The following is a 25,936-nucleotide window of genomic DNA, read 5'->3' on the forward strand; positions in this document are numbered from 1 at the left end:
GCGCCGCAGCCGCCGATCGTGATCGTGACCTCGAACCGCACCCGCGAGATCCACGACGCGCTGAAGCGGCGCTGCCTGTATCACTGGGTCGACTATCCCAGCGCCGACCGCGAATTGGCGATCGTCAAGTCGCGGGTGCCGGGGATTTCGGCAAAGCTGTCGCAGCAGGTGGTGCGCTTCGTGCAGGCGCTGCGCGAGCAGGATTTCTACAAATCGCCCGGCGTCGCCGAGACGCTGGACTGGGCCACCGCGCTGACCGAACTCGATGCCCGCGCGCTGACCGCGCAACTGGTCGGCGACACGCTGGGTGCGCTGTTGAAGTATCAAGACGACATCGCAAGGATGCAGGGCGACACGCTGCAGAAGGTGCTGAAGCAGGCGACGGCGGAGTAGTGCTCCGGCGGCTCTTGCCGCAGCACTGACCAGAGCGGAAACGCGCCCCCTCTCCCGCTTGCGGGGGAGGGTCGGGGAGGGGGCAGGATAAGCACCGTGCTCGCGATTTCCCCCACCCAGCCCTCCCCCGCAAGCGGGGGTAGGAGCAGGCTGCCGGCGTTGCGGGCGCATCGCCGGGATCGAGACCAGTTAGTCAAGGCGAGTGGTATGACCACCATCGATCACCTCAATCCGCCGACCGGCAAGATGGCCGACAATATCGTCGGCTTTGCCCGCGCGCTGCGCGCCGCCGGGCTGCCGGTCGGGCCGGGTGCGGTGATCGACGCGCTGAATGCGCTGCAACTGATCGAGATCGGCGAGCGCGCGGATTTCTACGCCACGCTGCAGGCGATCTTCGTCAAGCGCCACGAACACGCGCTGGTGTTCGCGCAGGCCTTCGCGCTGTTCTTCCGCGCCGCCGAGGACTGGAAGCAGATGCTGGATTCCATCCCGCTGCCGGACCACGCCAAGAAGAAGCCGAAGCTGGGGTCGCGGCGGGTGCAGGACGCGCTGGCGCAGCCGACCACCCGCGAGGTGCCGCAACCGCAGGAGCAGGAATTGCGGCTGTCGGTGTCCGACAAGGAAGTGCTGCAGAAGAAGGACTTCGCGCAGATGAGCGCCGCCGAGATCGCGCAGGTGACGCGCGCGATCGCGCAGATGAAACTGCCGCAGGCCGAACTGCGCACGCGTCGCCACGCGCCGGATCCGCACGGGCTGCGGCTCGATCTGCGCCGCACGCTGCGCGGCAGTCTGCGCACCGGCGGCGACATCGTCGACATCCGCAAGCTCGGCCGCATCGACAAGCCGTCGCCGATCGTGGCGCTGCTCGATATCTCCGGCTCGATGAGCGAATATACAAGGCTGTTCCTGCATTTCCTGCACGCCATCACCGACGCCCGCAAGCGGGTCTCGGTGTTCCTGTTCGGCACCAGGCTGACCAACGTCACAAGGGCGTTGCGCGAGCGCGATCCCGACGAGGCGCTGGCGAATTGCTCCTCGGCGGTGGAGGATTGGGCCGGCGGCACGCGGATTTCGGCGTCGCTGCACGTCTTCAACAAGCAATGGGCGCGCCGCGTGCTGGGGCAGGGCGCCATCGTGCTCTTGATCTCCGACGGGCTGGAGCGCGAGGCGGACAGCAAGCTGTCGTTCGAGATGGACCGGCTGCACCGCTCCTGCCGCCGGCTGATCTGGCTCAATCCGCTGCTGCGGTTCGGCGGCTTCGAGGCCAAGGCGCAGGGCATCAAAATGATGCTGCCGCACGTTGACGAATTCCGCCCGGTGCATAATTTGACGTCGATGCAGGCGCTGATCGCGGCGCTGTCCGCGCCGCCGCCGGTGCATCACCGCGCGCTGATCCGCTCCGCGGCTTGAAGGGAGAACGCGCCATGCTCAATCGCGACGAGGACATTTTGCAGGCCGCCGAGGACTGGCGCCGGGCCGGCCATGGCGTTGCCCTGGCGACCGTGGTGGAGACCTGGGGCTCGGCGCCGCGTCCCGCCGGCTCCAGCTTGGTGATCAATGATGACGGCAGCTTTCTCGGCTCGGTGTCCGGCGGCTGCGTCGAGGGCGCGGTGGTCACCGAAGCGCTCGACGTGATCCAGAGCGGCCAGCCGAAACTGCTCGAATTCGGCGTCGCCGACGAGACCGCCTGGCAGGTCGGCCTGTCCTGCGGCGGCACCATCCGGGTGTTCGTCGAGAAGGTGGATTCGTGAAGCTTTCCACGCTGACCGAACTGAATGCCGAGCGCGCGGCGCGACGCCCGGCCATCGTCGTCACCGACATTGCCAATGGCGAGCAGCGGCTGGTGAAAGCGTCGGAGATCGCCGCAGATCCTTTGCGCGAGGCGCTGGCGAAACAATTGCGGATGGGCAAGAGCGGCGCCATCGAGGTCGACGGCAAGAGGCTGTTTCTCAACGTCCACGCGCCGACCGCCAAGCTGGTGATCGTCGGCGCGGTGCATATCAGCCAGGCGCTGGCGCCGCTGGCGCGCTCCTTGGGCTACGACGTCACCGTGGTTGATCCGCGCACTGCCTTTGCCAGCGCCGAACGGTTTCCCGACGTGCCGCTGATCGCCGAGTGGCCGGAGCAGGCGCTGCCGCCACTCAATGTCGATCATTACACCGCGTTCGTCGCGGTGACGCACGATCCGAAGATCGACGATCCGGCGCTGCTGCACGCCTTTGCCCGCGACTGCTTCTACATCGGCGCGCTCGGCTCGAAAAAAACCCACGCCCGTCGCGCCGACCGCCTGAAAGCGCAGGGCGCCACCGACGCCGACATCGCGAAAATCCACGCGCCGATCGGGCTTGCGATTGGCGCGGTGTCGCCGGCGGAGATCGCGGTGGCGATCATGGCCGAGATCACCGCCACGTTGCGGCTGCCGAAAGCGAGCGCTTCGTGAAATTCGGCCCCGTCGCCCCCGTCGACGCGATCGGCGGCGTCACCGTCCATACGCTGCGGCAGGGTTCGCTGGTGCTGAGGAAAGGCACGCCGATCGGCGAGGCCGAAGTGGCGCTGCTCAGCGCCGCCGGGGTCAAGGAGATCGTGGTGGTGCAACTGGAACGTGGCGACGTCTCCGAGGACGTCGCCGCGGCCAGCGTGGCGCAGGCGGTGGCGGGAGAAGGCGTTCATGTCGAGCGCGCCTTCACCGGCCGCGCCAATCTGTTCGCCGCCGAGGCCGGCGTGCTGGTGGTCGATCGCGCCGTCGTCGATCGCATCAACCGGGTCGACGAGGCGATTACTTTCGCGACGCTGGCGGCGTTCAAGCCGGTGGTCGAGGGCGAGATGATCGCCACCGTGAAGATCATTCCGTTCGGCGTCGCAGGCTCCCTGCGCGACGCCGCGGTGGTGGCAGCCGGCGAAGGCGCTTTGCGGATCGCGCCCTATCGCATCAAGCGGGTCGGCGTGGTGTCAACGCTGCTGCCGGGGCTGGCGTCCAAGGTGATCGACAAGACGTTGCGGGTCACCGCCGAGCGGCTGGCGCCGGCCGGCGCCAGCATCATCGCCGAGCGCCGCGTGGCGCATGACGAGGCCGCGCTGGCGGCGGCGATGCAGGAATTGCTGACGCAGGGCGCCGAACTGGTGATCGTGTTCGGGGCGTCGGCGATCGCCGACCGTCGCGATGTCATTCCGGCGGCGATCGACCGTATTGGTGGAACCATCGCGCATTTCGGCATGCCGGTCGATCCCGGCAATCTGTTGCTGATCGGCGAGGTTCAAGGCGTGCCGGTGCTGGGCGCGCCGGGCTGCGCGCGCTCGCCGGTGGAGAACGGCTTCGACTGGGTGCTGATGCGGCTATTGGCCGGGCTTGCAGTGACCCGCGACGACATCACCGGGCTCGGCGTCGGCGGATTGCTGATGGAGATCGTGACAAGGCCGCAGCCGCGCGTGCCGGTCGATGCCGAGAGCAGCCGCCGGGTCGCGGCGATCGTGCTCGCTGCCGGCCGCTCGACAAGGATGGGCGGGCCGAACAAGCTGCTCGCGGAACTGAATGGCAAGCCCTTGGTGCGGATCGTCGCCGAGCAGGCGCTGGCCTGCAAAGCTGCCGAGGTGGTCGTGGTCACCGGCCATCAGGCTGCCAAGGTCGAGGCGGCGCTCGGCGGCCTCAAGGTCCGCGTGGTGCACAATGCGGATTTCGCGCAAGGCTTGGCCTCATCGGTGAAGGCCGGCATCGCCGCGGTGCCGGCCAGCGCCGACGGCGCCCTGGTCTGCCTCGGCGACATGCCGCTGGTCGACGCGCGGTTGCTCGATCGGCTGATCGAGGCGTTTGCGCCGGATCGCGGCGCGCTGATCGCGGTGCCGGTCAGCGACGGTCGGCGCGGCAATCCGGTGCTGTGGTCGCGGCGGTTCTTCGCCGAACTGATGACGCTCGACGGCGATATCGGTGCCCGCCATCTGATCGCCAAGCACGGCGAAGCGGTGGCGGAAGTCGCGGTCGACGGCGCCGGCGCCTTTCTCGACATCGACACCCCGCAGGCCTTGGAAGACGCGCGGCGCGGCTGAGCGTCTCCGCGGGCGGCGCGGTTTGGCCTTCGTTCACCAAGTTGAAACGACCCCTCGTTACACTCCGCGGCGGTTGGCCTTCGGGGGAGGGGACGATGACGGTTTTGGACGTCGCGCGTGGTCGCGCGCTGTGCGGTGTTGGCGCGCTGCTGATCGCGCAAATGATATCGGCTGCGCCGTCGCAGGCGGCCGGCGCATTCGCCGTCGGCAAATGCGGCGCTTATGGCCAGGCCTTCGACTATCCTATGGAAACCGCGGCGATCACCGCCGCGCGCAAGCAATGCAAGGGCGATTGCACCACGCTGACGATGAAGCGCGCCTGCGCCGCGCTGTCGATCGACCTGAAAAATCCCTGCGGCGCCCATGGCTATGCGGTGAAACCGCGAATCTCCTCGTCGCTCAACGAAGCCACCCGTAAATGCTATGAATTCGGCGGCAAGGATTGCGTGATCCGCGCCTGGGCCTGCGACGCCAAGGGGTGACAGCGGCGCGTCCTTGCCGGTAAGCTCGCGCCATGCAATTCGATACCAAGATTGCGGTGGTGATCCGCACCGATCTCGAGGCCTGGCAGAAACTCAATGTCGCGGCCTTCCTCACCAGCGGCATCGCCGCAGCGTTTCCGCATTGCATCGGCGAGCCGTATCAGGACGGCTCGGATACGCCGTATCTGGCGCTGATCGGCCAGCCGATCCTGATCTATGGCGGCGAGCGGGCGGCGTTGACCCGGGCGCTGGAGCGCGCCTTGGCGCGCGGCGTGACGCCGGCGATCTACACCGAGGACATGTTCAAGACCACGCACGATGAAGCCAATCGCCAAGCGGTGCGCGCAGTGCCGCGCGGTGAACTCAATCTGGTCGGCCTGGCGATGCGCGCCGAACGCAAAGTCATCGACAAGATCGTCGACGGGCTGAAGTTCCATCAGTAGCGGGCGGGGATCGCTATTGTCGGAACAGCACGCCGATCCGGCCATAGCCGCCGCGGCGCGCAAAGCCGTCCTCGAGATAGCCGGCGGCGGCCGACCATTCCGCCGCCTCGATCGCAAAGCCGGTGACGTGCACACCGACGCGATATTGCGTGCTGGCGTCGTCGCGGGAGGTGGACGCTTCCGGGCCAATCCAGGCGCGATCGGAGAGTCGCCAGCCCGCCGCGATGCGCCCGCCATAGCCGCTGCCGAGGCTGCTCAAGGAGAGTGAGCTGGTCAGCATCAGATGTGCCGTCGGCTGCCACCAGGTTTCGACGGCGGCCTGCAGGCCGAGCCTTGTGCCGCGCAACTGATCGAACGCCGAACTCGGATCGGCATTCTGCAGTTCCGGTCCGGCCATCAGCTTGAGTTCGAACGCGCCGCGTTTGAAGCGCAAGCCGCCGAGCAGCGCGCCGCGGAAGATGATGGTGCTGGTGGCGCCGTAGCGGTCGAAATTGCGCGACAGCAGCAGCCGGGCAAAGCCGCCGTCGTTGTTGAGACCGCCGGGCGCCCAATGCAGACCACCATATTGGGCAAAGCTGGCGCGCCACAGGTCGACGCCTGAAAACAGCAGGAGCTGCTCGGGCCGGCTGCCGCCGCTGAGGGTGTCGGCCGGCGGCGCGTCGATCGCGGCATCCTGCGCGGCCACGGTGCCGATGCTGCCGCCGACCAACAGAGCCGCCGCGGCCAGCAGCCGCGCTACGCCGACGCCACGCACCGAATGCCCCACTCAACTCATTCGATTTCACGCACGAGATGCAATTAGAGCTTGTGGCCGGGGCAACGTCCAGCGACGGGATGAGAACGATCGATGAACCTAGGAAAATTTCATGGCCTCAGGTCACCCGCTCGATCAGCGCCATCGCCGCCGCCGGCGCGCGCAGCTTGGCCTCGTGGATCACATAGGCGAACACGTCGCGCGGCTGCTTTTTCGCCTTGGCCTTGTCGACCTTCGGCAGATCGGGGGGCTCGCCGCCCTTGGCCCAGAGCCGCAGCCGCTCGCTCCAGGCGTCGAGCGCCTTCGGCGGATAGCCGGTATTCACCGTCTCCTTGCCCTTCTGCAGCCGGGCATAGACGAAGTCGCCGGTGACATCGGCGATCGCCGGATAGGTCGCGTGTTCCGAGAACACCACCGGAACGCCGTGCTGCCGCAACAGGCTGACGAACTCCGGCACGCAGAAGCTGTCGTGGCGGACCTCCACCACGTGGCGCAGCGTGCGGCCCTCGCCCTGCCGCGGCAGCAGATCGAGAAACCGCGCAAAGTCGGCGGCGTCGAATTTCTTGGTCGGCGCGAATTGCCACAGCACCGGGCCGAGCCGCTCGCCCAGTTCCAGCACGCCGGAGCGATAGAATCGATCGATGCTGTCGCCGGCCTCCGCCAAGACCTTGCGGTTGGTGACGAAGCGCGGCCCTTTCAGCGAAAACACAAAGCCGTCGGGCACTTCGCGCGCCCATTTGCGGAAGCTCTCCGGTTTCTGCGAGCCATAGAACGTGCCGTTGATCTCGATCGAGCTGAGCTGCGAGGCGGCGTAGCCGAGTTCTTTGGCGTGCGGCAGCTTCTCGGGGTAAAACACCCCGCGCCACGGCGCGAAGGTCCAGCCGCCGATGCCGATGTGGATTTTGCCTGCCATCGTTGCTGCCCCTTGCGGATTGTCCGGGTCGTCCCCATCTAGCTTCTAACGGCGACGTTGATGCTTCATAGCTCCGGCGCTGGAACGACCACAGAATAATCAGGGAGCGCCGGATGTACGCGCACCTGTTGTTCGTGGTCGTTAGCATTTTGGGGCCCACTTTACCGGCCGATGCGGGTCTGACCACCCGATTTTCACCGCTTCCGCTGCACAAGATCTAACCCTGCAGGTCTGCGCCTGCCTTGGCATCGTCCGGCGCCGCAGATATATGCTGGCGCCATGAATGAAACCGTCAGACCGAGCAGCGCGACGCAACCGCAGACCCAGGGTCCGCTGCAGTTGTCCGTCATTGTGCCCACTTTCAACGAGCGCGACAACGTAACCCCGCTGTTTCAGCGGCTGCAGGTGGCGTTGGCCGGGATCGCTTGGGAGGCGGTGTTCGTCGACGACAACTCGCCCGACGGCACCAGCGACGCGGTGCGCGCGCTGGCGGTCGGCAATTCTCGGGCGCGCTGCATCCGGCGGATCGGCCGCCGCGGGCTGTCCGGCGCCTGTATCGAGGGCATCCTGTCCTCCAGCGCGCCCTATGTTGCGGTGATCGACGCCGACCTGCAGCACGACGAAACCCAATTGGCCAAAATGCTCGGGCTGCTGCAGGCGGGCCAGGCCGATCTGGTGATCGGCAGCCGCTATATCGCAGGCGGCAGCGCCGACAGCTTCAACAAGCAGCGCGCCGGCGCTAGCGCGCTCGCCACCGAGGTGGCGAAGCGGGTGCTGCGGATCGACGTCGCCGATCCGATGAGCGGCTTCTTCATGATCCGGCGCGAGCGCTTCGAGCAACTGGCGCCGCAATTGTCGACCCAGGGTTTCAAGATCCTGCTCGACGTCATCGCCACCGCGCGCGGCGCGCTGCGCATCGTGGAGATTCCCTACCGCTTCGCCACCCGGCTGCACGGCGAGAGCAAGCTCGATTCCATGGTGATGCTGGATTTCCTCGGCCTGGTGCTGGCGAAGTTCACCAACGACATCGTCTCGCTGCGCTTCCTGTTATTCGCGATGGTGGGCTCGATCGGCCTATTGGTGCATTTCATCGGGCTTTATCTGTCGCTGCAGGTGCTGGCGGTCCCGTTTGCCGAGGCGCAGGGCATCGCCGCGCTGCTGGCCATGACCAGCAACTTCCTGCTCAACAACTTCCTGACCTATCGCGACCAGCGGCTGAAGGGCGCGCGCATCCTGCGCGGGCTGCTGCTGTTCTATCTGGTGTGCAGCGTAGGCCTGCTGGCCAATGTCGGCGTCGCCTTCTCGGTCTACAACCAGCAACCGATCTGGTGGCTGGCGGGAGCGGCCGGCGCGCTGATGGGCGTGGTCTGGAACTACGCGATGTCCGGGCTGTTCGTCTGGCGGAAGCGATAAGCGCCGATGACCGACGAGCGGCTTGCGCGCGGCACCGCGCTGATGGTGATCGGCTTGGTGGCGTTGCGGCTTGTCGTCGGCGCGGTGACGCCGCTGACCTTCGACGAAGCCTATTACTGGATGTGGGCGAAACATCTGGCGGGCGGCTATTACGACCATCCGCCGATGGTGGCGGTGGTGATCCGGCTCGGCACCCTGATCGGCGGAGACACGGAATTCGGCGTCCGGCTGGTCTCGATCCTGCTCGGGCTGCCGATGAGCTGGGCGGTTTATCGATCCGCCGAATTGCTGTTTGGCGATCGCCGCCTCGCCGCGACCGCGACGCTGCTGCTGAACGCCACGCTGATGGCGGCCGCCGGCACCACCATCGTCACCCCGGATGCGCCGCTGCTGGTCGCCTCGAGCTTCGTGCTTTACTTCCTCGCCAAGCTGCAGGCGACCGGGCGCGGTATCTGCTGGCTCGGCGTCGGCGCGGCCGTGGGGGCGGCGCTGCTGTCGAAATACACCGCGCTGTTCTTCGGCCCGGTGATCCTGGTCTGGCTGCTGGCGGTGCCGAGATTGCGGCACTGGCTGGCCTCGCCCTGGCCCTATCTCGCGGCGCTGATCGCGCTGGTGATGTTCTCGCCGGTGCTGCTGTGGAATGCCGACCATCAATGGGTGTCGTTCATCAAGCAGCTCGGGCGCGCCAGGATCGACGGATTCAAGCCGGCCTATCTCAGCGAGCTGCTGCCGACCCAGTTCGCCCTGGCGACGCCGCTGGTGTTCGTGCTCGGCGGCTTCGGGCTTTATGCGATGTGGCGCCGCGACACCGGCGCGGCGGCGTCGCGCGCGCTGCTCAATGCCACGGTCTGGATCATCATCGGTTATTTCGCCTGGCACGCCTTCCACGCAAGGGTCGAGGCCAATTGGCTGAGCCCGATCTATCCGGCCTTTGCCATCGCCGCGGCGGTGGCCGTGCATGCCGTCCGGTGGCGGCCGGGGGCGCAGCGGGTGGTGGATGTCTGCGCCCGCTGGGCGGCGCCGACCGGGGTGGCTCTGTTCGTTATCGCCGCGGTGCAGGCCAATACCGGGCTGCTGACCGGCTTTCACCGCGACGCCACCGTGCGCACGGTCGGCGTCGGCGTGGTGCAAATGGCCGGCGAGATCGAGGCGGTGCGCTCGCGGGTCGGCGCGGGCTGCGTGCTGGCCGACGATTATGGCACCACCTCCTGGCTTGCATTTTATCTGCCGAAGGGCACGTGCGTGGCGCAACGCACCCAGCGGATGCGCTGGGTCAACGCGCCGGAGCCGGATCCAAGTTTGCTCGCCGGCAAGTTGCTGCTGGTCGGAGAGGACAACGCCGCCGCATTGCCGGATCTGAAGGCAGGTTTCACTCGCATCGAGAAGGTCGGCGAGGTGGTCCGTCGCCGCGGCCCGCTGGTGGTCGACGTCGTGGAACTGGACCTGCTGGATGGCGCCCGGGGCGAGGTGTTGGACCGCCGGCCGCCGCCGTATTGAACGGCGGCGGCGGGCGCCGACAGCGGCACGGTGGAACTTTAGTCTAATCGCGCCGCTGAGCGCGAGCGGCGAAAAGCTCACACTCCGGCCGGCTTTATGCTAGAGGCAGGCCGCCTCTGTTTGCCCGCCACACGCTGTTCACACAGCCTGAAATTGCACCCTAACAACATGAGTATGACGATGACCGGATCGGTCTTGATCGTGGGAGCCGGACATGCCGGCTTTCAAGTCGCGGTATCGCTGCGCCAGGCCAAGTTCGCCGGCCGCATCGTGCTGATCAACGACGAGAAACATCTGCCCTATCAGCGCCCGCCATTGTCGAAAGCCTATCTCAAGGGCGAGGGCGCGCCGGATTCGCTGATGTTCCGGCCGGAAAAATTCTTCGCCGACCAGGCCATCGAACTGGTCTCCGATCAGGCGGCGGCGATCGATCGGGAGGCGCGCAAGCTTAAGCTCGCGTCGGGCAATTCGCTCGACTACGGCCATCTGGTGATCGCCACCGGCGCCCGCAACCGGATGCTCGACGTGCCCAATGCGACGCTCGAGGACGTGCTGTATCTGCGCACGATGGACGAGAGCGAATTGGTGCGGCAGCGGATGCCGACGCGCAAGCATGCGGTGGTGATCGGCGCCGGCTTCATCGGGCTGGAATTCGCCGCCACCGCGCAATCCAAGGGCCTCGAGGTCGACGTGCTCGAACTGGCGCCGCGGGTGATGTCGCGCGCGGTGACGCCAGAAATTTCCGCCTACTTCCACGACCGCCATACCGCGGCGGGCATCCGCATTCATTACGGCGTGCGCGCCACCGAGATCGAAGCCAAAGACGGCAAGGTTTCCGGCGTCAGCCTCTCTGACGGCCGCCAGATCGACGCCGACCTGGTGGTGGTCGGCGTCGGCGTCATTCCCAATGTCGAACTCGCCGCGGCGGCCGGGTTGCCGGTGGCCTCCGGCGTCATCGTCAACGAGCAACTGTTGACCGCCGATCCGAACATCTCGGCGATCGGCGATTGCGCGCTGTTCGCCAGCGAGCGGTTCGGCGAATTGATGCGGCTGGAATCGGTGCAGAACGCCACCGACCAGGCGCGCTGCGTCGCCGCGCGCCTGACCGGCGACGCCAAGACCTATGACGGCTATCCGTGGTTCTGGAGCGACCAGGGCGACGACAAGCTGCAGATCGCCGGCCTCACCGCGGGGTTCGATCAGGTGGTGGTGCGCGGCAGCGTTGCCGAGCGGTCGTTCTCGGCGTTCTGCTACAAGGACGGCAAGCTGATCGGCATCGAATCGGTCAACCGCGCCGCCGATCACGTGTTCGGCCGCAAGATGCTGCCGACCGGCCGATCGATCACGCCGGAGCAGGCGGTCGATCTGACCTTTGACTTAAAAAAAGCGCTGGCGTAACCCGCGCCCCGCGACGCGCGCGCCTCTCTCCCGCTTGGGGAGAGAGGCGCACGTGACAAGTTATACCGTCGCGGCGAATTCCTTCTCCACCACCTCGATATCGGCCAGCGTCGGGAGTCCGGCTTCGTTGCCGAGATGCTGGATCTTGTAGGTCGCCGCGGCCTGGGCGAAGTGGAAATGCTCGTTCCAGCTCCAGGACGGGTTGCTGAGATACGAATAGATATAGGCGCCGTGGAACACGTCGCCGGCGCCGTTGGTGTCGAGCACCCGGGCGTGCGGCACCGCGAAGGCCGGCAGCGTCCGCACCGATCCGGTTTCGTCGAACCACAACAGACCGCGCTCGCCGCGGGTGACGCCGCCGATCTTGCAGCCGCGGCTCTTCAGGTAGTCCAGCATCGCTTCCGGCGTCAGCTTCATCTGCTCGCACAGCCGCTCGGCGACGATCGCGACGTCGATGAATTCCAGCAATTCATGGGTGTTGGCGCGCAGCCCGCCGCCGTCGAGCGAGGTCAGGATGCCGGCCTCGCGGCACAGCTTGGCGTAATGGATCGCGGCATCGGGCTGATGGCCATCGACATGCAGCGCGCGGCAGCCGCCGAGGTTGAGCACCGGATAGGGGTGAATATGCTCGTCGTCGCGGCAGCGCACGATGGCGCGCTTGCCGTCCTTCGGCATGATGAACGACAGCGACGAGGTCTTGACCTTGCGCGGATGTACCGAGATGCCATACTTCGCCGTCATGTCCTGAAACATCCGGCCGAGCCAGTCATTGGCCACCGTGGCGATGACGTCCGGCTCGATGCCGAGCTTGGCGCAGCAGAACGCCGCGGTCACGGCGTTACCGCCGAACGAGACCGCATAGTCGGAGGCAACGTGTTTTTCGTCTCCTGTCGGCATGTGATCGGTGATGAATGTAACGTCGATATAGGTTTGTCCGATAAAAAGAGCCTGCATAATTGTTCCGGATTAGGTGTGGGTTGTTTCGGCCCCTGGGGACTGATGGCGATGATGTATTCTACACTACCACCTGTTACGCGCGTATATCGCTGAAATTTTCCGCAGCGGCTGATCGGACCTGCCGCAGCGGTCCGCCACGGCGCGACGCCCAAGCGGTCGATTCGAGCTGATTTGGGCCGAATCTCAGGTTGATCGCAAGGAATAGACCGATGATCAGCGGCGTGGATCACGTGGTTATACTGGTCGAGGACATCGCCGCCGGCACCGCCGCCTATCGGGCGCTGCTCGGCCTGGCGCCGGCCTGGCAAAGCACGCGCGACGGCGCCGAGACCGTGCTGTTCACGCTCGCCAACAGCAGCGTCGAACTGATGGCGCCGGCCGGGGCCGGCCCCACTGCGGATCGGATTCGTGCGGTGCTGGCGGCGCAGGGCGAGGGGCTGGCCAGCCTGTGCTTCAAGGTTGCCGATATCGCAGCGACGCATCGCCGGCTGGAGCGGCTGGGGCTGCAGCCCGACGCAGTCGCCACGGTCGCCAGCCGCGACAGCCTGAGCGGCGCGACGTTGTCGTGGCAAAGTACCCGCGCCGCGGCGGCGCTGGCCGGCGGCGTGCGACTATTCTTCCTCGAGCTTGCCGGCGCCCGACCGGCATCGGCGAGCATCGCCGTGGCGCCGATCGTCGGGCTTGATCATGTGGTGATCTCGACCGCCGACCCCGAGGCCGCCGCGGCGCTCTACGGCGCCCGGCTGGGGCTCGATATGGCCTTGGACCGCTCGCATCCGGACGGGGGCCGGCTGATGTTCTTTCGCTGCGGCGATCTGATCGTCGAGGTCGCGCACCGCGCCGACAAGACGCCGGAGAAAAGCCGCGATCGGCTGTACGGGGTGAGCTGGCGGGTCGGCGATCTCGACGCCACCCGGACCCGGCTGATCGAGTCCGGGCTTGAGGTCAGCGAGATCAGGCCCGGCCGCAAGTCCGGCACGCGGGTGCTGACGCTCCGCAGCGGGAGCTGCGGAATTCCAACCTTGCTGGTGCAGCCTTCGCCGCCGCGCCCGCAGGCCGCCGCCGTCACCAAACCGTAAACCGCAGGTCGCAGAGGCCCGGCAGAATCGATCACAACTTAGTGCGCCGCAGCATTCGGCTTGACATCATTTAAGGTGAGTGCTTACTCACAAGATGAGTACATTGCGCATGACGAGTGATTTGCGCCGGGAGTTGATTCTCAGCGCGGCGAAGCGGTGTTTCGCCCGCCATGGCTTCGCCGGCACCACCACCAAAAGCGTCGCGGCCGCCGCATCGATTTCAGAAGGATTGCTGTTCAAGCATTTCCCGACCAAATCGGCGCTGTACGCGGAAATCCTGGCGGAGGAATGCGAGGCGGCGCCGGCGATGCACGGGCTGCTCGGGCTGGAGCCGTCGACGCAGACCCTGGTGGTGCTGGTTCGCGGCATGGTCGGACATTTTCTGCACGTCAACGAAGTGCCCGACCAGGAAGATGCCCAACGGTTAAGGCTGATGATGAGCAGCCAGCTCGATGACGGCGAATTCGCCAGGCTTCTTTACCAGAAGGTAGGAGCTTTGATAGGACCAGTATTTACGGCTTCTCTCGAGCGCGCAGTGGCGTCGGGAGAGGCATCGCGGGTGGGACTCGAGCCGTTGAATCTGTTCTGGTTCGCCCACCACACCGTATTGATGGCTGGGCTTTCGAGGTTGCCCACCACGCCGTGTCTCTCCTACGACGGCGCCGTCGATCTCGAGCGGCAGATATGTGAATTCATCCTGCGCGGCATTGGACTGAACGAAGCGGCGATCGCCGCGCATATGGATCGTGATATGCCGGTCAGCGAATGGCGGCCGGCACCGGCAGAAAGTGCATGACATGACGATTGCAGCAGACTCGCCAAATTCGGCGCGAGCCATCGAGGAAAAGCCGCGTCCGCGACCGGTACGGATGACCCGTTGGTTCATCATCGTGGGGGTGCTGCTGGCGATTTTGGTCGGCGGCATCGTCGGCTTCAACGCATTTCGCAATCACATGATTGCGCAGTTCTTCGCCAACAATAAGCCGCCGCCGACCAGCGTCAGCGTGGCCGAAGCCAAGTCCCAGGTGATCCCGAATCTGTTGACCGCGGTTGGCGAGCTCGCCGCCGTGCATCAGGTCAACGTGACCTCCGACGTCAGCGGCCGGATCACCAATATCCTGTTTACCGCGGGCTCCGTGGTGAAGGCGGGCAGCCCGCTGGTGCAATTGTTCGACGAACCCGACCGCGCCGACCTCGCCAGCTACAAGGCGCAGGCCACCGTCGCGCAATTGTCGCTCGATCGCGCCAAGCAATTGGCGGCGCGCCAGTTCGGTCCGCAGGCCACGGTGGATTCGGCGCAGGCCGCGTTCGATCAGGCCAATGCCGGGATTGCCAAGACCGAAGCGATCATTTCGCAAAAGCTGGTCCGCGCGCCGTTCGACGGCGTGCTCGGCGTTCGCCACGCCGAGGTCGGCCAGTTTCTCACCGCCGGGACCCAGATCGTGACGCTGACCGATCTGTCGGCGGTCTACGCCAACTTCACCGTGACCGAGAAGGACTCCGGCACACTCAAGGTGGGCCAGCTGGTTCGCGTTGCGGTCGACGCCTATCCGGGCAAGATCTTCGAGGGCAAGATCACCACCATCGAGCCGCAGATCAACAGCGAAACCCGCAACATCCGGGTGCAGGCGACGATCGAAAATCCGGAGCACATTCTGAAGCCCGGCATGTTCACCACCACCACGGTCGTGCTGCCGGACAAGCCGGCGGTGATCACCGTTCCGGAGACCGCGGTCGATTACACGCTGTATGGCGACGCGGTGTATCTGATCACGCCGAAGAAGGCCGACGACGGCAGCGAGACGCTGACCGCGGTGCGTACCTTCGTTCGCACCGGCGATCGCTCCAACGGCCAGGCGGTGATCCAGAGCGGGCTGAAGCCCGGTGACCGGGTGGTCGCGGTCGGTCAGCTGAAGCTGCAATCCGGGGCCGCGGTGGCGATTTCGCCGGATCCCGCGCCGCCGATTCCGGCCACGCCGCCGCGCAATTAGCAAGCGGCCAGGACCAGGCCGATCCCCTGGTCCGGCCTCGATCACGCCGCCACTGCAATTCGGGCCATAGCGACCCGGGCCCGAATTTTGACAATGATGCTGCATCGTGGCTGGGACCGATCCGGTTCGGCGATGATGCTTAAGGAGCGCCAGCGATGGTCATCACCGATATCTTCATCAAGCGGCCGGTGCTGTCGCTCGTGGTCAGCCTGTTGATCCTCTTGATCGGCTTCAAGGCGGCGACCAGCCTGCCGATCCGGCAGTACCCGAAGCTGTCGAACACCGTGGTGACCGTCACCACGACCTATCCGGGCGCGTCGCCGGATCTGATGCAGGGCTTCATCACCACGCCGATCGAGCAGGCGGTGGCCGCCGCCGAAGGCGTCGACTACATGACCTCGTCCTCGACACAGGGCCAGAGCCTGATCTCGGTCTACATCAAGCTGAACGTCGATCCGAACCAGGCGCTGACCGAGGTGCTGTCCAAAGTCAATTCGGTCAAGTACCTGATCCCGAAGGAAGCCAACGACCCGGTGATCCTGAAATCCACCGGGCAGACCACCGCGGTGATGTATATCGGCTTCGCGAGCGAGGAATTGTCGGGCTCGGCGATCTCCGACTATCTGACCCGCGTGGTGCAGCCGATCATGTCGACGGTCGACGGCGTCTCCTCGGCCGATATTCTCGGCGGCCAGACCTTCGCGATGCGAATCTGGCTCGATCCGATCCGGATGGCCGGCCGCGGCGTGTCGCCCGACGATATTTCGGCGGCGATCCGTGCCAACAATTTCCAGTCCGCAGCGGGGCAGACCAAGGGTTATTTCATCGTCTCCAACGTCACCGCCAACACCGACCTGCAGAATGTCGAGCAGTTCAAGCGGATGACGGTGAAGGCCAAGGACGGCGGCTTCGTGCGGATGGAGGACGTTGCCACCGTCGAGCTCAGCGCGCAGAGCACCGACGCCAGCGTCGCGTTCTCCGGCGAACACGCGATCTTCATCGGCGTGCAGGCCACCCCGCAGGGCAACCCGCTCAACATCGTCACCGGGGTGCGCAAGCTGTTCCCGGAGATCGAACGCAACCTGCCGCCGTCGCTGAAGATGAAGGTGGCTTATGATTCCACCAAATTCATCCGCTCCTCGATCGACGAGGTGGAGAAGACGCTGATCGAGGCGATCGGCATCGTCGTGGTGGTGATCTTCCTGTTCCTCGCCTCGGTCCGTTCGGTGATCATCCCGGTCGTCACCATTCCGTTGTCGCTGATCGGCGTCTGCAGCCTGATGATGGTGATGGGATTCAGCATCAACCTGTTGACGCTGCTGGCGATGGTGCTGGCGATCGGGCTCGTGGTCGACGACGCCATCGTGGTGGTGGAAAACATCCATCGACATCTCGAGGAGGGCAAGTCGCCAGTACAGGCGTCGCTGCAAGGCGCCCGCGAAATCGTCGGTCCGGTGATCTCGATGACCATCACGTTGGCCGCGGTGTACGCGCCGATCGGCTTCCTCGGCGGATTGACCGGCTCGCTGTTTCGCGAATTCGCCTTTACGCTCGCCGGCTCGGTGATCGTGTCCGGCGTCATCGCGCTGACGCTGTCGCCGATGATGTGTTCGGTGCTGCTGCGGCCGCACGATCAGGGCTGGTTCGGCAAGAAGGTCGACGCGGTGTTCAGCGCCTGCACGCGCTGGTACGGCCGCCAGCTCGACCGCTCGCTGGACTATCGCCCGGTCACCGCGCTGTTCGCGGTGGCGATCCTGTTCCTGGTCGGCTTCCTGTACCAGAACACGTCGAAGGAGCTGGCGCCCGAGGAGGATCAGGGCATCCTGTTCGCGGTGGTCAAGGCGCCGAAATACGCCAATATCGACTACACCGATTTCTACGGCGACAAACTCGACAAGGTTTTCGCGAAATATCCGGAGACCGATCTGCGCTTCGTGATCAACGGCACCAACGGCCCCAGCAACGGCATCGCCGGCATGCTGCTGAAGCCGTGGGACGAGCGCGCCCGTTCCTCGACCAAGCTGAAGCCGTTGGTGCAGGCCGACCTCAGCAAGATCGAGGGCGTCAGCGCCTTCGCGTTCAACCTGCCGGCGCTGCCGGGCGGGCCGGGCGGCCTGCCGATCCAGATGGTGATCAATTCCACCAATGGATTCCAGTCGGTCTATGAGGAGATGGTCAAGCTGAAGGACGCCGCGCGCAAGAGCGGGCTGTTCATCGTCGCCGACAGCGATCTCGACTTCAACCAGCCGGTGGTGCGGGTCAAGATCAACCGCACCAAGGCTAATGATCTCGGCATCACCATGGGACAGATCGGCAATACGCTGGCGACCCTGCTCGGCGGCAACTACACCAACCGCTTCAACCTTGAGGGGCGCTCCTATCAGGTAATCCCGCAGGTGCCACGCGAGCTGCGGCTGGCGCCGGAATCGCTGGCCAATTACTACGTCCCCACCGCCACCGGCCAGCAAGTGCCGCTGTCGACGCTGGTGTCGATCGAGACCGCGACCGATCCCAACGCGCTGACGCATTACAACCAGCTCAACTCCGCCACCTTCCAGGCGGTGCCGATGCCCGGCGTCACGGTCGGTCAGGCGGTCGACTTCCTGGAGGCGCAGGCCAAGAACCTGCCGTCCGGCTTCGGCCACGATTATCTCGCCGACGCCCGGCAATACGTCCAGGAAGGCAACCAGCTCGCCATCACCATGGGCTTTGCGCTGATCATCATCTTCCTGGTGCTGGCGGCGCAGTTCGAAAGCCTGCGCGATCCCTTGGTGATCCTTATCAGCGTGCCGATGGCGATCTCGGGGGCGCTGATCCCGCTGTTCTTCGGTCTCGCCACCATCAACATCTACACCCAGGTCGGGCTGTTGACGCTGATCGGCCTGATCAGCAAGCACGGCATCCTGATGGTCGAATTCGCCCGCGAATTGCAGCTCAACGAGGGGCTGGACAAGCGCTCGGCGATCGAGATGGCGGCGCGCGTCCGGCTGCGGCCGATCCTGATGACGACGGCGGCGATGGTCACCGGCCTGTTGCCGCTGTTGACGGCGTCGGGTGCCGGCGCCGCCAGCCGGTTCTCGATCGGCCTCGTCGTGGTCTCCGGCATGTCGATCGGCACGCTGTTCACGCTGTTCGTGCTGCCGGCGGTGTATGTCGCGCTGGGGACCGATCACCGCGCGCAGGCGGAGTCCGAGCGTAACAAGGAAATCGCCGATCTCGGATTGAGCCCGACCTGACGGGCGAGGTCCGCCGTCGGCGGGGAATAAGATGACTGAACGAAAAGCTGATGTTTTGGTATTGGGCGCCGGCGTCGTCGGCGTCAGCGCCGCGCTGCACCTGCAGCAGCGCGGCCGTGATGTGGTACTCGTCGAAAAGAACGACCGGGCCGGCGACGAGACCAGCTACGGCAATGCCGGGCTGATCGAATGCGCCTCGGTGTTTCCCTACATTTTTCCGCGCGATCTGCGCCATATCCTGCGCTATTCGCTGAACCGCTCCACCGATGTGCACTACCAGCTATCCGGGCTGCCGGAGTATCTGCCCTGGCTGGTGCGCTATTTCCTGGCGTCGTCGCCGCAAAGGTCGCTAAACAGCGCGATGGCGGCGCTGCCGCTGATCCAGCGCAGCCTCGCCGAGCACGAGGCCTTGATCGAACAGGCTGGCGTGCCGCAGCTGTTGCGCCGCACCGGCTGGATCAAGCTGTTTCGCTCGCAGAGCACCATGGCCCACAGCCTTGCCGAGCTGGAGCGCGCTCGCGCCTACGGCGTCGACGGCGAGGTGCTCGATGCCGCAGCGATCGCCGCGCGCGAGCCCAATCTGTCCGGCACATTTGCCGGCGCGATCCACTGGCCAGCGCCGGGCTTCATTCCCGACCCCGGCGCCTTGGTGAAGGCCTATGCCGCGCTGTTCCAGCGCAACGGCGGGCGCTTCGCGCACGGCGATGCGCGCTTGCTGGAGCAGGACGGCGGCGGCTGGCGGCTGGCCTTGGCCGACGGCGACAGCGTCGCAGCGCGCGAGGTGGTGGTGGCGCTCGGACCGTGGTCGGACCTGGTGTTCCGCAAACTCGGCTATCGCATCCCGCTCGGCTTCAAGCGCGGCTATCATCAGCATTTCGTGCCGCGCGGCAACGCCGTGCTCGGGCATCCGGTGCTGGATTCCGACCGCGGCTACCTGCTGGCGCCGATGAACAAAGGCATTCGCCTCACCACCGGCGCGGAGTTCGCGCGCCGCGACGCGCCGCCGTCGCCGGTGCAGATCGCCCGCGCCACGCCGCTCGCCCGCGAGCTGTTTCCGCTCGGCGAGGCGATCGAGGCCACGCCCTGGATGGGCGCGCGGCCGTGCCTGCCCGACATGCTGCCGGTGCTCGGCGCCGCGCCGCGGCATCCCGGATTGTGGTTCGACTTCGGCCATCAGCATCACGGCCTGACGCTCGGTCCCGCCACTGGACGTTTGCTCGCGGAAATGATCACCGGCGAGCCGCCATTCGCCGATCCGAAGCCCTTTTCTGTGCAGCGCTTCGGCTGAGCCGCCGCGCAACTCAGAGCGCTTGCATCCCCGCGGTTGTCGCGGCGATACTGCCGGCGCCGTTCGGGCCGGGCGGCGATCAAAGCAGTCAGGAGCGGTTATGAAAGTCAATGTCGAGATCGATTGCACGCCACTGGAAGCCCGGCAGTTCTTCGGTCTCCCCGACGTGCAGCCGATGCAGGTTGCGGTGATGGAAAAACTGCAGCAGCAGATGACGGCCAATATCGAAAAGGTCTCGCCCGAGGCATTGATGCAAAGCTGGTTCACCTTCGATCCCAAGCTCGCCGAGCGGTTTCAGGACATCTTCGTGACGATGACGGGATTGGGCGGCAGCATGACCAAGGACAAGAAGTAGCAGCGAGGTTCACCAGGCTCGATGTCCGCGCAGGCGACGCCGCCGCTTCGGCCGCCCGGCCTCGGCCTGTTGCTGGCCGAGGCGCGCAGCCTCATTGAACTGAACGCCAGCCTGCTGCTGGCGCCGGTGCTGCTGCGGGCGTGCAAGGGCGATGGCCATCCGGTGCTGGTGCTGCCGGGGCTGTTGGCCAGCGATCTGTCCACCGCCTTGCTGCGGCGTTTTCTCACCCATCTCGGCTACCGCAGTTTCGCCTGGGAGCTTGGCCGCAACATCGGCGGCGTCTACGGCATGCGCGCCAAGCTCGGCGACCGCCTGACGCGGATTCACGAACTCACCGGCCGCAAGGTCAGCCTGGTCGGCTGGAGCCTCGGCGGCGTCTATGCCCGTGACCTCGCGCTGCACCGCCCCGAACTGGTACGCAGCGTGATCACTTTGGGCAGCCCGTTCGCCCGCGACCTCACCGCCACCAACGGCCGGCGGATCTACGAAAGGCTGTCCGGCGAAAGCCTCGACAACGTCGCAGCCGCGGATTTGCAGGCGCTGGCCGGCGCGCTGCCGGTGCCGACCACCTCGATCTATTCCCGCGGCGACGGCATCGTGAACTGGCGCACCAGCGTGCTGCAGCCCTCGGCGAGTGCGGAAAACATTGAGGTCTGTCTCGCCAGCCACATCGGCCTCACGGTGAATGCCGCGGTGCTGTGGGCGGTCGCCGACCGGCTGGCGCAGCCGGAGGGCACGTTCCGGCCGTTCGATCGCGGCGGCCCGTTTGCCATTGCCTATCCGCCCTTGAAACCGGCAAACTCGTCGCAACGCGCCTGAAGGCGCGCATGTCGGGGAGGGCCGCGATGATCGAGATGCCGCCGCTGCAATTTGCCTCGAGCAACGGAATCCGCATGGCTTACTACGCGGCGGGTCCGGCCTCGGACACCCCGCCGCTCGTGCTGTGTCACGGCTGGCCGGAGTTGGCGTTTTCCTGGCGGCACCAGATCAAGGCGCTGAGCGCGGCGGGCCTGCGGGTGATCGCGCCGGACCAGCGCGGCTACGGCGCGACCGATCGCCCGGAGCCGGTCGAGGCCTATGATATCGAGCACTTGACCGACGATCTGGTCGGGCTGCTCGATCATCTTGACATCGAGAAGGCGATTTTCGTCGGCCATGACTGGGGCGGCTTCGTGGTGTGGCAGATGCCGCTGCGGCATCTCGCGCGCGTCGCTGGCGTGGTCGGCGTCAACACCCCGCACACTGCGCGGCCGCCGGTCGATCCGATCGAGATCTTACGCAAGCGGTTCGGCGACAGCATGTACATCGTGCAGTTTCAGGATCCGGCGCGCGAGCCGGACCGGATCTTTGCCAGCCGGGTCGAACAGACCTTCGACGTGTTCATGAGGAAGCCGCTGCGCAAATCGCCTGCCGCGGCCGACGGCGCCGCAGCGAAACCCAATCTGGCGTTTCCGCAGATCGTGGCGGCCTATGACGCCAGCCGCGATTCCCGCGAGCCGATCCTGTCGCCGGACGAGAAGCAGGTGTTCGTCGCGGCATACAGCGCCGCCGGCTTCACCGGCGGCATCAACTGGTATCGCAACATGACGCGCAACTGGCAGTGCTCCGCCGATCTCGATCTCACCGTGCGGGTGCCGGCGCTGATGATCATGGCCGAGAACGACGCGGTGCTGCCGCCGTCCGCCGCCGACGGCATGGAAAAACTGGTGCCGGATCTGGAGAAGTACCTGGTGCGCGACAGCGGCCATTGGACCCAGCAGGAAAAGCCCGAGGAAGTCAGCGCCAAGCTGATCGAATGGCGGCGCCGGCGGTTCGGCTAACCGCGAGACGCGCGGCGATAAAGCATTCGCTCCAAGTCGGCGTCATCCTGAGGCGCCCGAGCAGCGCGAGGGCCTCGAAGGATGGGCTGCGAGTGCTTGTTGCCGCATCCTTCGAGGCTCGCCGCCCGCGCAACGGCGCTGTCGGCGAGCGCCTCAGGATGACGGCGCTCTTGTCCCCAACGCGTGCTTGCTGATCGCGTCGATGATAGTACGCCACATCGGGATCGGCAGCGCGTGGCCCATGCCGTCGATCAACAGCCATTTGGCACCGGGGATCGCCGCCGCGGTGTCCTTGCCGGCTTCCGGACGCACCAGCGGATCGACGCTGCCGTGGATCACCAGCGTCGGCGCCTTGATCTGACGCAGCCGCGGCCTGCGATTGCCCGACGCCAGCACCGCGCGTAACTGCCGCGCCACGCCGGCCGGATTAAGCCCGCGTGCGTAAGTGCGCTCGGCGCGCTCGCGATCCTTGGCTTCGTCCTGCGGAAAGCGACCGACCCGCAACACCTTCCAGGTCTGCGCGAAGCGGGCGATGTAGTCCTCGCGGCTGGTCGGCGGCGGTGCCATTAGTATCGCGGCGGCTTCCCGGGTCGGGTGCGGCAGCCGCGGATTGCCGGTGGTCGACATGATCGAGGTCAGCGTGCGCACCCGGTCGGGATGCAGGATCGCCAGCTCCTGCGCGATCATGCCGCCCATCGACGCGCCGACGATATGCGCCGCGCCGATCTCGAGCGCGTCGATGAGGCCGACTACGTCATTGGCCATGTCCTGCAGCCGATAAGGCGTGGCGAGCGGAATGTGCAGCACGCGCTGCTTGAACAGCTCGGTCATGGTCAGCTGCTTGTCGCCGGAAAATTTCGTCGAGTGGCCAACGTCGCGATTGTCGAAACGGATCACCCGAAACCCGCGGTTCGCCAGTTGCCGGCAGAACTCGTCGTCCCACAGGATCATCTGGGCGCCGAGCCCCATGATCAGCAGCAGCGGCTCGGCGTCGACGGCGCCAAAGATCTCGTAGCAGAGCTCGATACCGTTGGCCTTGGCCAATTGCGGTGGCTGATGCGGAACGTCGTTCACCGATACCTCCTGTTGTTGCGAAACCTATCGCAGCAAGGCCCGCCGCAGAAGCCGCACGCCGATACAGCGCCGCGGCGATATTGACCGCTGCGCCGCAACCGTATCGAATAATCCAGACCAGGGGCTGACAGCAGCCGCCGTCCACAGAGGGAGCCGCGAATGGCCAAAGCCAGCGACCCGAGCGAGCTGTGGCGCAACATGCTCGGCGAGATGTCAAAGGGCTTTCAGGCGTTCGCGCATCAGGCGATGTCGTCGCCCGAATTCAACAAGGTGATCACCGAGGTCGGCGGCGTGTCCGCCGATGCGCAAAAGCAGCTCGGCGAACTGATGGAGCGCTATCTGGCCGGTATGAACATGCCGAGCCGCGCGCAGCTCACCGATTTCAGTGCGCGGCTTGAGACGATCGAAACCCAGTTGCACGAAATCACCCAACTGCTGCAGCAGATGCAAGCCGCCGTGGCTGCCGATCCCGGCTTGCCCGGTCCAAAGCTGCAGCGAAGCAAGCGACCGCCCGCAGCGAAACGACCGGCCTGAAGCGTGCCTGATTGATGGTTTTTAGCTACCGGAGCGTGTATTTCATAAGATGTTCACGCAAATGTGAGTTCTGCGCTGCACCATCTTATGTTGCGACGCACCATGGGTCGTGCGATAAATCCCCAGCCCCGGGCCATGCAGGACAGGGCAGAAAACCATAGCTCAAAACCGAGGATGGAAGCCCATGAACGATGAATCCCAGACGTTTTCCGAACACGACGCGCGCTCCGATACTTCGGTGCTGGACAGCGTCAAGCAGGTCTTCACCCCGGTCACCGACGCGCTGAAGAACATCCAGAATCTGGACGTTCCGGATGCCACCCGCGACTTCGTCAAGCGGGCCGCCGGCACCGCCAAGGAAAAGGCCGCCGACATCCACGCCGGCTCCGAAAAAGTCACCGCCGTGATCGAGACCGCGGTGTCGAATTCGGTCGCCGAAGCCGCCAAGATCAGCCGCAACATCCAGCATGCGATCTATCAGGACGCGGAAGCGTTCTTCGCGGGCATCGACCGGCTCGCCTCCGCCAAGTCGATCAACGAGGTGGTGCAGATCCAGTCCGATCTGGTTCGCTCGCAGGGCGAGGCGCTGATCACGCGCGCCAAATCGACCACCGAATATCTCGGCAAGCTGGTCACCGAAAGCACCAAGACGGCGCAGGATAATCTCGCCAAGATCTACAACAAGAGCGCCTGATCGCTGTCGGCTGCGACTTTGAACAAGGCTTAAGGCCCGCACATGCGGGCCTTTTGTTTGCAGCGCGGGCTGCGGCGCGGTCATGCCGAACCGATCAGTCTGGCGAATCGCCGGGCAGCCGGGCGCCGGCGACGTGGGCATAGATCCGCGCCACCGAGGCGTCGTCGTCGCGGCCCATGCCGGAGCCCGCGGTCATCAGAAACATCTGTAGCGCCGCGGCGGCGAGAGGCACCGGAAACTTCGCCGATCGCGCCATGTCCTGCACGATGCCGAGATCCTTGACGAAGATGTCGACCGCGCTCTTCGCCGTGTAGTCGCCGTCCAACACGTGCGGCACGCGATTCTCGAACATCCAGGAATTGCCGGCGGATGCGGTGATGACGTCGTAGACCTGGCGCAGATCGAGGCCCTGCTTGGCCGCAAAGGCGATCGCCTCGCAGGCGGCGGCGATATGCACGCCGGCCAGCAACTGGTTGATCATCTTGAATGCGGCGCCTTGTCCGGCCTGTTCGCCGAGCTGGTAGAGCTTCGCCGCCATTGCATCGAGCGCCGGCCGGGCTTTGGCGAACGCGGCCGCGCTGCCGGAGGCGAGAATCGTCAGTTCGCCCTGCGCGGCGCGTTGCGCGCCGCCGGAAATCGGCGCGTCGAGATAATGCCGGCCGCTGGCCTCGAGCCGGGCGGCCAGACGCCGGGCGATTTCGGGGTCCATGGTGGCCGACGAAACGAACACCGAATCTTGCGGCAAACCTGTGGCAACGCCGTCTTCGCCAAACAGGATGGATTCGGTCTGCGCGGCGTTGACCACCACGCTGACCACGATGTCGGAATCCTCGGCCGCCTCGGCCGGCGTCGCCGCGCCGCGACCGCCTGCGGCGACCAACCGCGCCACGGCGTCCGGCGAGACGTCGCAGCCGGTGACGGCGAAGCCTTTGCGGCGCAGCGAACTCGCCATGCCGAATCCCATCGAGCCCAACCCGATGACGGCGACATGCGGCAATGGCGAAGTGGCTTTCGGCATGCGAGGCTCCCTACTCGTTCCGCGCGTCATGACGGCCGCGCGCGGTCGCTTTCGGTATCACGGCGGCGCTGGCTTGCCAAAAACCATTCCAAGACGCGCCGCGAAGGAGACGCCATGACCGAAGCCAAGTTGCGCGAGCAGATCTGCCGGCTCGGCCGCTCGCTGTTCGAGCGCGGGCTGACGCCGGGCTCGTCCGGCAATATCAGCCTGCGCTGCGACGACGGCGGCTTTCTGGTGACGCCGACCAATGCTTCGCTGGGTTTCCTCGATCCGGCGCTGTTGTCACGGCTCGACGCCGGGGGCCGGCTGTTGTCCGGCGCGCCGCCGACCAAGGAAGTGCCGTTGCACGGCGCGCTATATGCGACGCGCGGCTCTTCGCGCGCGGTGGTGCATCTGCATTCGACCCATGCGGTGGCGCTGTCGATGTTGCCGGAGATCGACCCGCGCGCCGCGCTGCCGCCGCTGACCGCCTACTCGGTGATGAAGTGCGGCTGCGTTGCGCTGCTGCCGTATTATCGGCCGGGCGATCCCGCGGTCGCCGACGCCATCAAAGGGC

General features: G+C 65.9%; 26 protein-coding genes. 21 read left to right on the top strand and 5 right to left on the bottom strand.

Annotated features, from left to right (window positions below; all coding sequences use genetic code 11):
- The 7 genes from VGC77_RS13550 to VGC77_RS13580 form a co-directional block, all read left to right on the top strand.
- The coding region (locus VGC77_RS13550; RefSeq protein ID WP_414709661.1) for an AAA family ATPase at nucleotides 1-393 on the top strand (393 nt) is incomplete at its 5' end.
- Between the two features lie 207 nt (nucleotides 394-600).
- A complete protein-coding gene (locus tag VGC77_RS13555; protein WP_331172090.1) occupies nucleotides 601-1,803 on the top strand; it encodes a VWA domain-containing protein in 1,203 nt (400 codons plus the stop codon).
- 14 nt (nucleotides 1,804-1,817) lie between these two features.
- A complete protein-coding gene (locus VGC77_RS13560) occupies nucleotides 1,818-2,144 on the top strand; it encodes an XdhC family protein (protein ID WP_331172091.1) in 327 nt (108 codons plus the stop codon).
- A complete protein-coding gene (locus tag VGC77_RS13565) occupies nucleotides 2,141-2,833 on the top strand; it encodes an XdhC family protein (RefSeq protein ID WP_331172092.1) in 693 nt (230 codons plus the stop codon). Before VGC77_RS13560 ends, VGC77_RS13565 begins: the two co-directional genes overlap by 4 nt.
- On the top strand, nucleotides 2,830-4,434 hold the full coding sequence (locus tag VGC77_RS13570; protein ID WP_331172093.1) for a molybdopterin-binding/glycosyltransferase family 2 protein: 1,605 nt from the start codon (nucleotides 2,830-2,832) through the stop codon (nucleotides 4,432-4,434). The genes VGC77_RS13565 and VGC77_RS13570 overlap by 4 nt, the downstream gene beginning before the upstream one ends.
- A 95-nt stretch (nucleotides 4,435-4,529) precedes the next feature.
- On the top strand, nucleotides 4,530-4,916 hold the full coding sequence (locus tag VGC77_RS13575; protein ID WP_331172094.1) for a DUF4189 domain-containing protein: 387 nt from the start codon (nucleotides 4,530-4,532) through the stop codon (nucleotides 4,914-4,916).
- A 32-nt stretch (nucleotides 4,917-4,948) separates the two neighbouring features.
- Nucleotides 4,949-5,359, top strand: a complete 411-nt coding sequence (locus VGC77_RS13580) for a DUF2000 domain-containing protein (protein WP_331172095.1) — start codon at nucleotides 4,949-4,951, stop codon at nucleotides 5,357-5,359.
- Between the two features lie 13 nt (nucleotides 5,360-5,372).
- On the opposite strand, the gene bcsS is transcribed toward VGC77_RS13580, so the two are convergent.
- Nucleotides 5,373-6,125: a cellulose biosynthesis protein BcsS gene (gene bcsS, locus VGC77_RS13585; RefSeq protein WP_331172096.1), complete on the bottom strand. Its 753-nt coding sequence runs from the start codon at nucleotides 6,123-6,125 to the stop codon at nucleotides 5,373-5,375.
- Nucleotides 6,126-6,231: 106 nt separating this feature from the next.
- Nucleotides 6,232-7,026, bottom strand: coding sequence for a DUF72 domain-containing protein (locus tag VGC77_RS13590; protein ID WP_331172097.1), 795 nt, complete (start codon nucleotides 7,024-7,026; stop codon nucleotides 6,232-6,234).
- A gap of 279 nt (nucleotides 7,027-7,305) precedes the next feature.
- Here VGC77_RS13590 and VGC77_RS13595 point away from each other — a divergent pair, with 279 nt between their 5' ends.
- From VGC77_RS13595 to VGC77_RS13605, 3 genes are all read left to right on the top strand, one after another.
- Nucleotides 7,306-8,439 (top strand): glycosyltransferase family 2 protein, encoded by a 1,134-nt coding sequence (locus VGC77_RS13595; protein WP_331172098.1) that lies wholly within the window; start codon nucleotides 7,306-7,308, stop codon nucleotides 8,437-8,439.
- A gap of 6 nt (nucleotides 8,440-8,445) precedes the next feature.
- Nucleotides 8,446-9,936, top strand: coding sequence for a glycosyltransferase family 39 protein (locus VGC77_RS13600; protein WP_331172099.1), 1,491 nt, complete (start codon nucleotides 8,446-8,448; stop codon nucleotides 9,934-9,936).
- A 180-nt stretch (nucleotides 9,937-10,116) separates the two neighbouring features.
- Nucleotides 10,117-11,334, top strand: a complete 1,218-nt coding sequence (locus tag VGC77_RS13605) for an NAD(P)/FAD-dependent oxidoreductase (protein WP_331172100.1) — start codon at nucleotides 10,117-10,119, stop codon at nucleotides 11,332-11,334.
- Nucleotides 11,335-11,394: 60 nt separating this feature from the next.
- On the opposite strand, the gene VGC77_RS13610 is transcribed toward VGC77_RS13605, so the two are convergent.
- Nucleotides 11,395-12,288 (bottom strand): sugar kinase, encoded by an 894-nt coding sequence (locus VGC77_RS13610; RefSeq protein WP_331172101.1) that lies wholly within the window; start codon nucleotides 12,286-12,288, stop codon nucleotides 11,395-11,397.
- Between the two features lie 212 nt (nucleotides 12,289-12,500).
- Between VGC77_RS13610 and VGC77_RS13615 the strand changes: the two genes are divergently transcribed.
- The 8 genes from VGC77_RS13615 to VGC77_RS13650 all read left to right on the top strand — a co-directional run bounded on the left by VGC77_RS13615 (nucleotide 12,501) and on the right by VGC77_RS13650 (nucleotide 22,060).
- Nucleotides 12,501-13,370 (top strand): VOC family protein, encoded by an 870-nt coding sequence (locus tag VGC77_RS13615; protein ID WP_331172102.1) that lies wholly within the window; start codon nucleotides 12,501-12,503, stop codon nucleotides 13,368-13,370.
- Nucleotides 13,371-13,464: 94 nt separating this feature from the next.
- The gene (locus VGC77_RS13620; protein WP_331172103.1) at nucleotides 13,465-14,166 is read left to right on the top strand and encodes a helix-turn-helix domain-containing protein; all 702 of its coding nucleotides are present in this window, start codon (nucleotides 13,465-13,467) and stop codon (nucleotides 14,164-14,166) included.
- 1 nt (nucleotide 14,167) lies between these two features.
- On the top strand, nucleotides 14,168-15,361 hold the full coding sequence (locus VGC77_RS13625) for an efflux RND transporter periplasmic adaptor subunit (RefSeq protein ID WP_331172104.1): 1,194 nt from the start codon (nucleotides 14,168-14,170) through the stop codon (nucleotides 15,359-15,361).
- Between the two features lie 155 nt (nucleotides 15,362-15,516).
- Nucleotides 15,517-18,597 (top strand): multidrug efflux RND transporter permease subunit, encoded by a 3,081-nt coding sequence (locus tag VGC77_RS13630; RefSeq protein WP_331172105.1) that lies wholly within the window; start codon nucleotides 15,517-15,519, stop codon nucleotides 18,595-18,597.
- A gap of 31 nt (nucleotides 18,598-18,628) precedes the next feature.
- Nucleotides 18,629-19,885, top strand: a complete 1,257-nt coding sequence (locus VGC77_RS13635; protein ID WP_331172106.1) for an FAD-dependent oxidoreductase — start codon at nucleotides 18,629-18,631, stop codon at nucleotides 19,883-19,885.
- Between the two features lie 100 nt (nucleotides 19,886-19,985).
- Nucleotides 19,986-20,240: a DUF6489 family protein gene (locus VGC77_RS13640; protein WP_331172107.1), complete on the top strand. Its 255-nt coding sequence runs from the start codon at nucleotides 19,986-19,988 to the stop codon at nucleotides 20,238-20,240.
- A 21-nt stretch (nucleotides 20,241-20,261) separates the two neighbouring features.
- Entirely contained in the window at nucleotides 20,262-21,059 is a 798-nt protein-coding gene (locus VGC77_RS13645) for an alpha/beta hydrolase (RefSeq protein ID WP_331172108.1), read from the top strand.
- A gap of 26 nt (nucleotides 21,060-21,085) precedes the next feature.
- Nucleotides 21,086-22,060 carry an alpha/beta hydrolase gene (locus tag VGC77_RS13650; RefSeq protein WP_331172109.1) on the top strand — a complete coding sequence of 325 codons (975 nt, stop codon included), beginning with the start codon at nucleotides 21,086-21,088 and terminating at the stop codon, nucleotides 22,058-22,060.
- Nucleotides 22,061-22,213: 153 nt separating this feature from the next.
- Here the strand turns inward: VGC77_RS13650 and VGC77_RS13655 are convergent, their stop codons facing one another.
- Nucleotides 22,214-23,134 carry an alpha/beta hydrolase gene (locus tag VGC77_RS13655; RefSeq protein ID WP_331172110.1) on the bottom strand — a complete coding sequence of 307 codons (921 nt, stop codon included), beginning with the start codon at nucleotides 23,132-23,134 and terminating at the stop codon, nucleotides 22,214-22,216.
- A gap of 159 nt (nucleotides 23,135-23,293) precedes the next feature.
- On the opposite strand from VGC77_RS13655, the gene VGC77_RS13660 reads away from it, so the two are divergent.
- The gene (locus VGC77_RS13660; RefSeq protein ID WP_331172111.1) at nucleotides 23,294-23,668 is read left to right on the top strand and encodes a hypothetical protein; all 375 of its coding nucleotides are present in this window, start codon (nucleotides 23,294-23,296) and stop codon (nucleotides 23,666-23,668) included.
- Between the two features lie 184 nt (nucleotides 23,669-23,852).
- A complete protein-coding gene (locus VGC77_RS13665; protein ID WP_331172112.1) occupies nucleotides 23,853-24,362 on the top strand; it encodes a phasin in 510 nt (169 codons plus the stop codon).
- A 94-nt stretch (nucleotides 24,363-24,456) separates the two neighbouring features.
- Here VGC77_RS13665 and ltnD read toward each other — a convergent pair whose 3' ends face one another.
- Nucleotides 24,457-25,380 carry an L-threonate dehydrogenase gene (gene ltnD, locus VGC77_RS13670; RefSeq protein WP_331172113.1) on the bottom strand — a complete coding sequence of 308 codons (924 nt, stop codon included), beginning with the start codon at nucleotides 25,378-25,380 and terminating at the stop codon, nucleotides 24,457-24,459.
- A 114-nt stretch (nucleotides 25,381-25,494) separates the two neighbouring features.
- On the opposite strand from ltnD, the gene VGC77_RS13675 reads away from it, so the two are divergent.
- Nucleotides 25,495-25,936 (top strand): class II aldolase/adducin family protein (locus VGC77_RS13675; protein ID WP_331172114.1); only part of this gene is annotated, 442 nt, incomplete at its 3' end.

It is taken from the genome of Rhodopseudomonas sp. (assembly GCF_036404135.1).
Taxonomy (GTDB): domain Bacteria; phylum Pseudomonadota; class Alphaproteobacteria; order Rhizobiales; family Xanthobacteraceae; genus Rhodopseudomonas_A.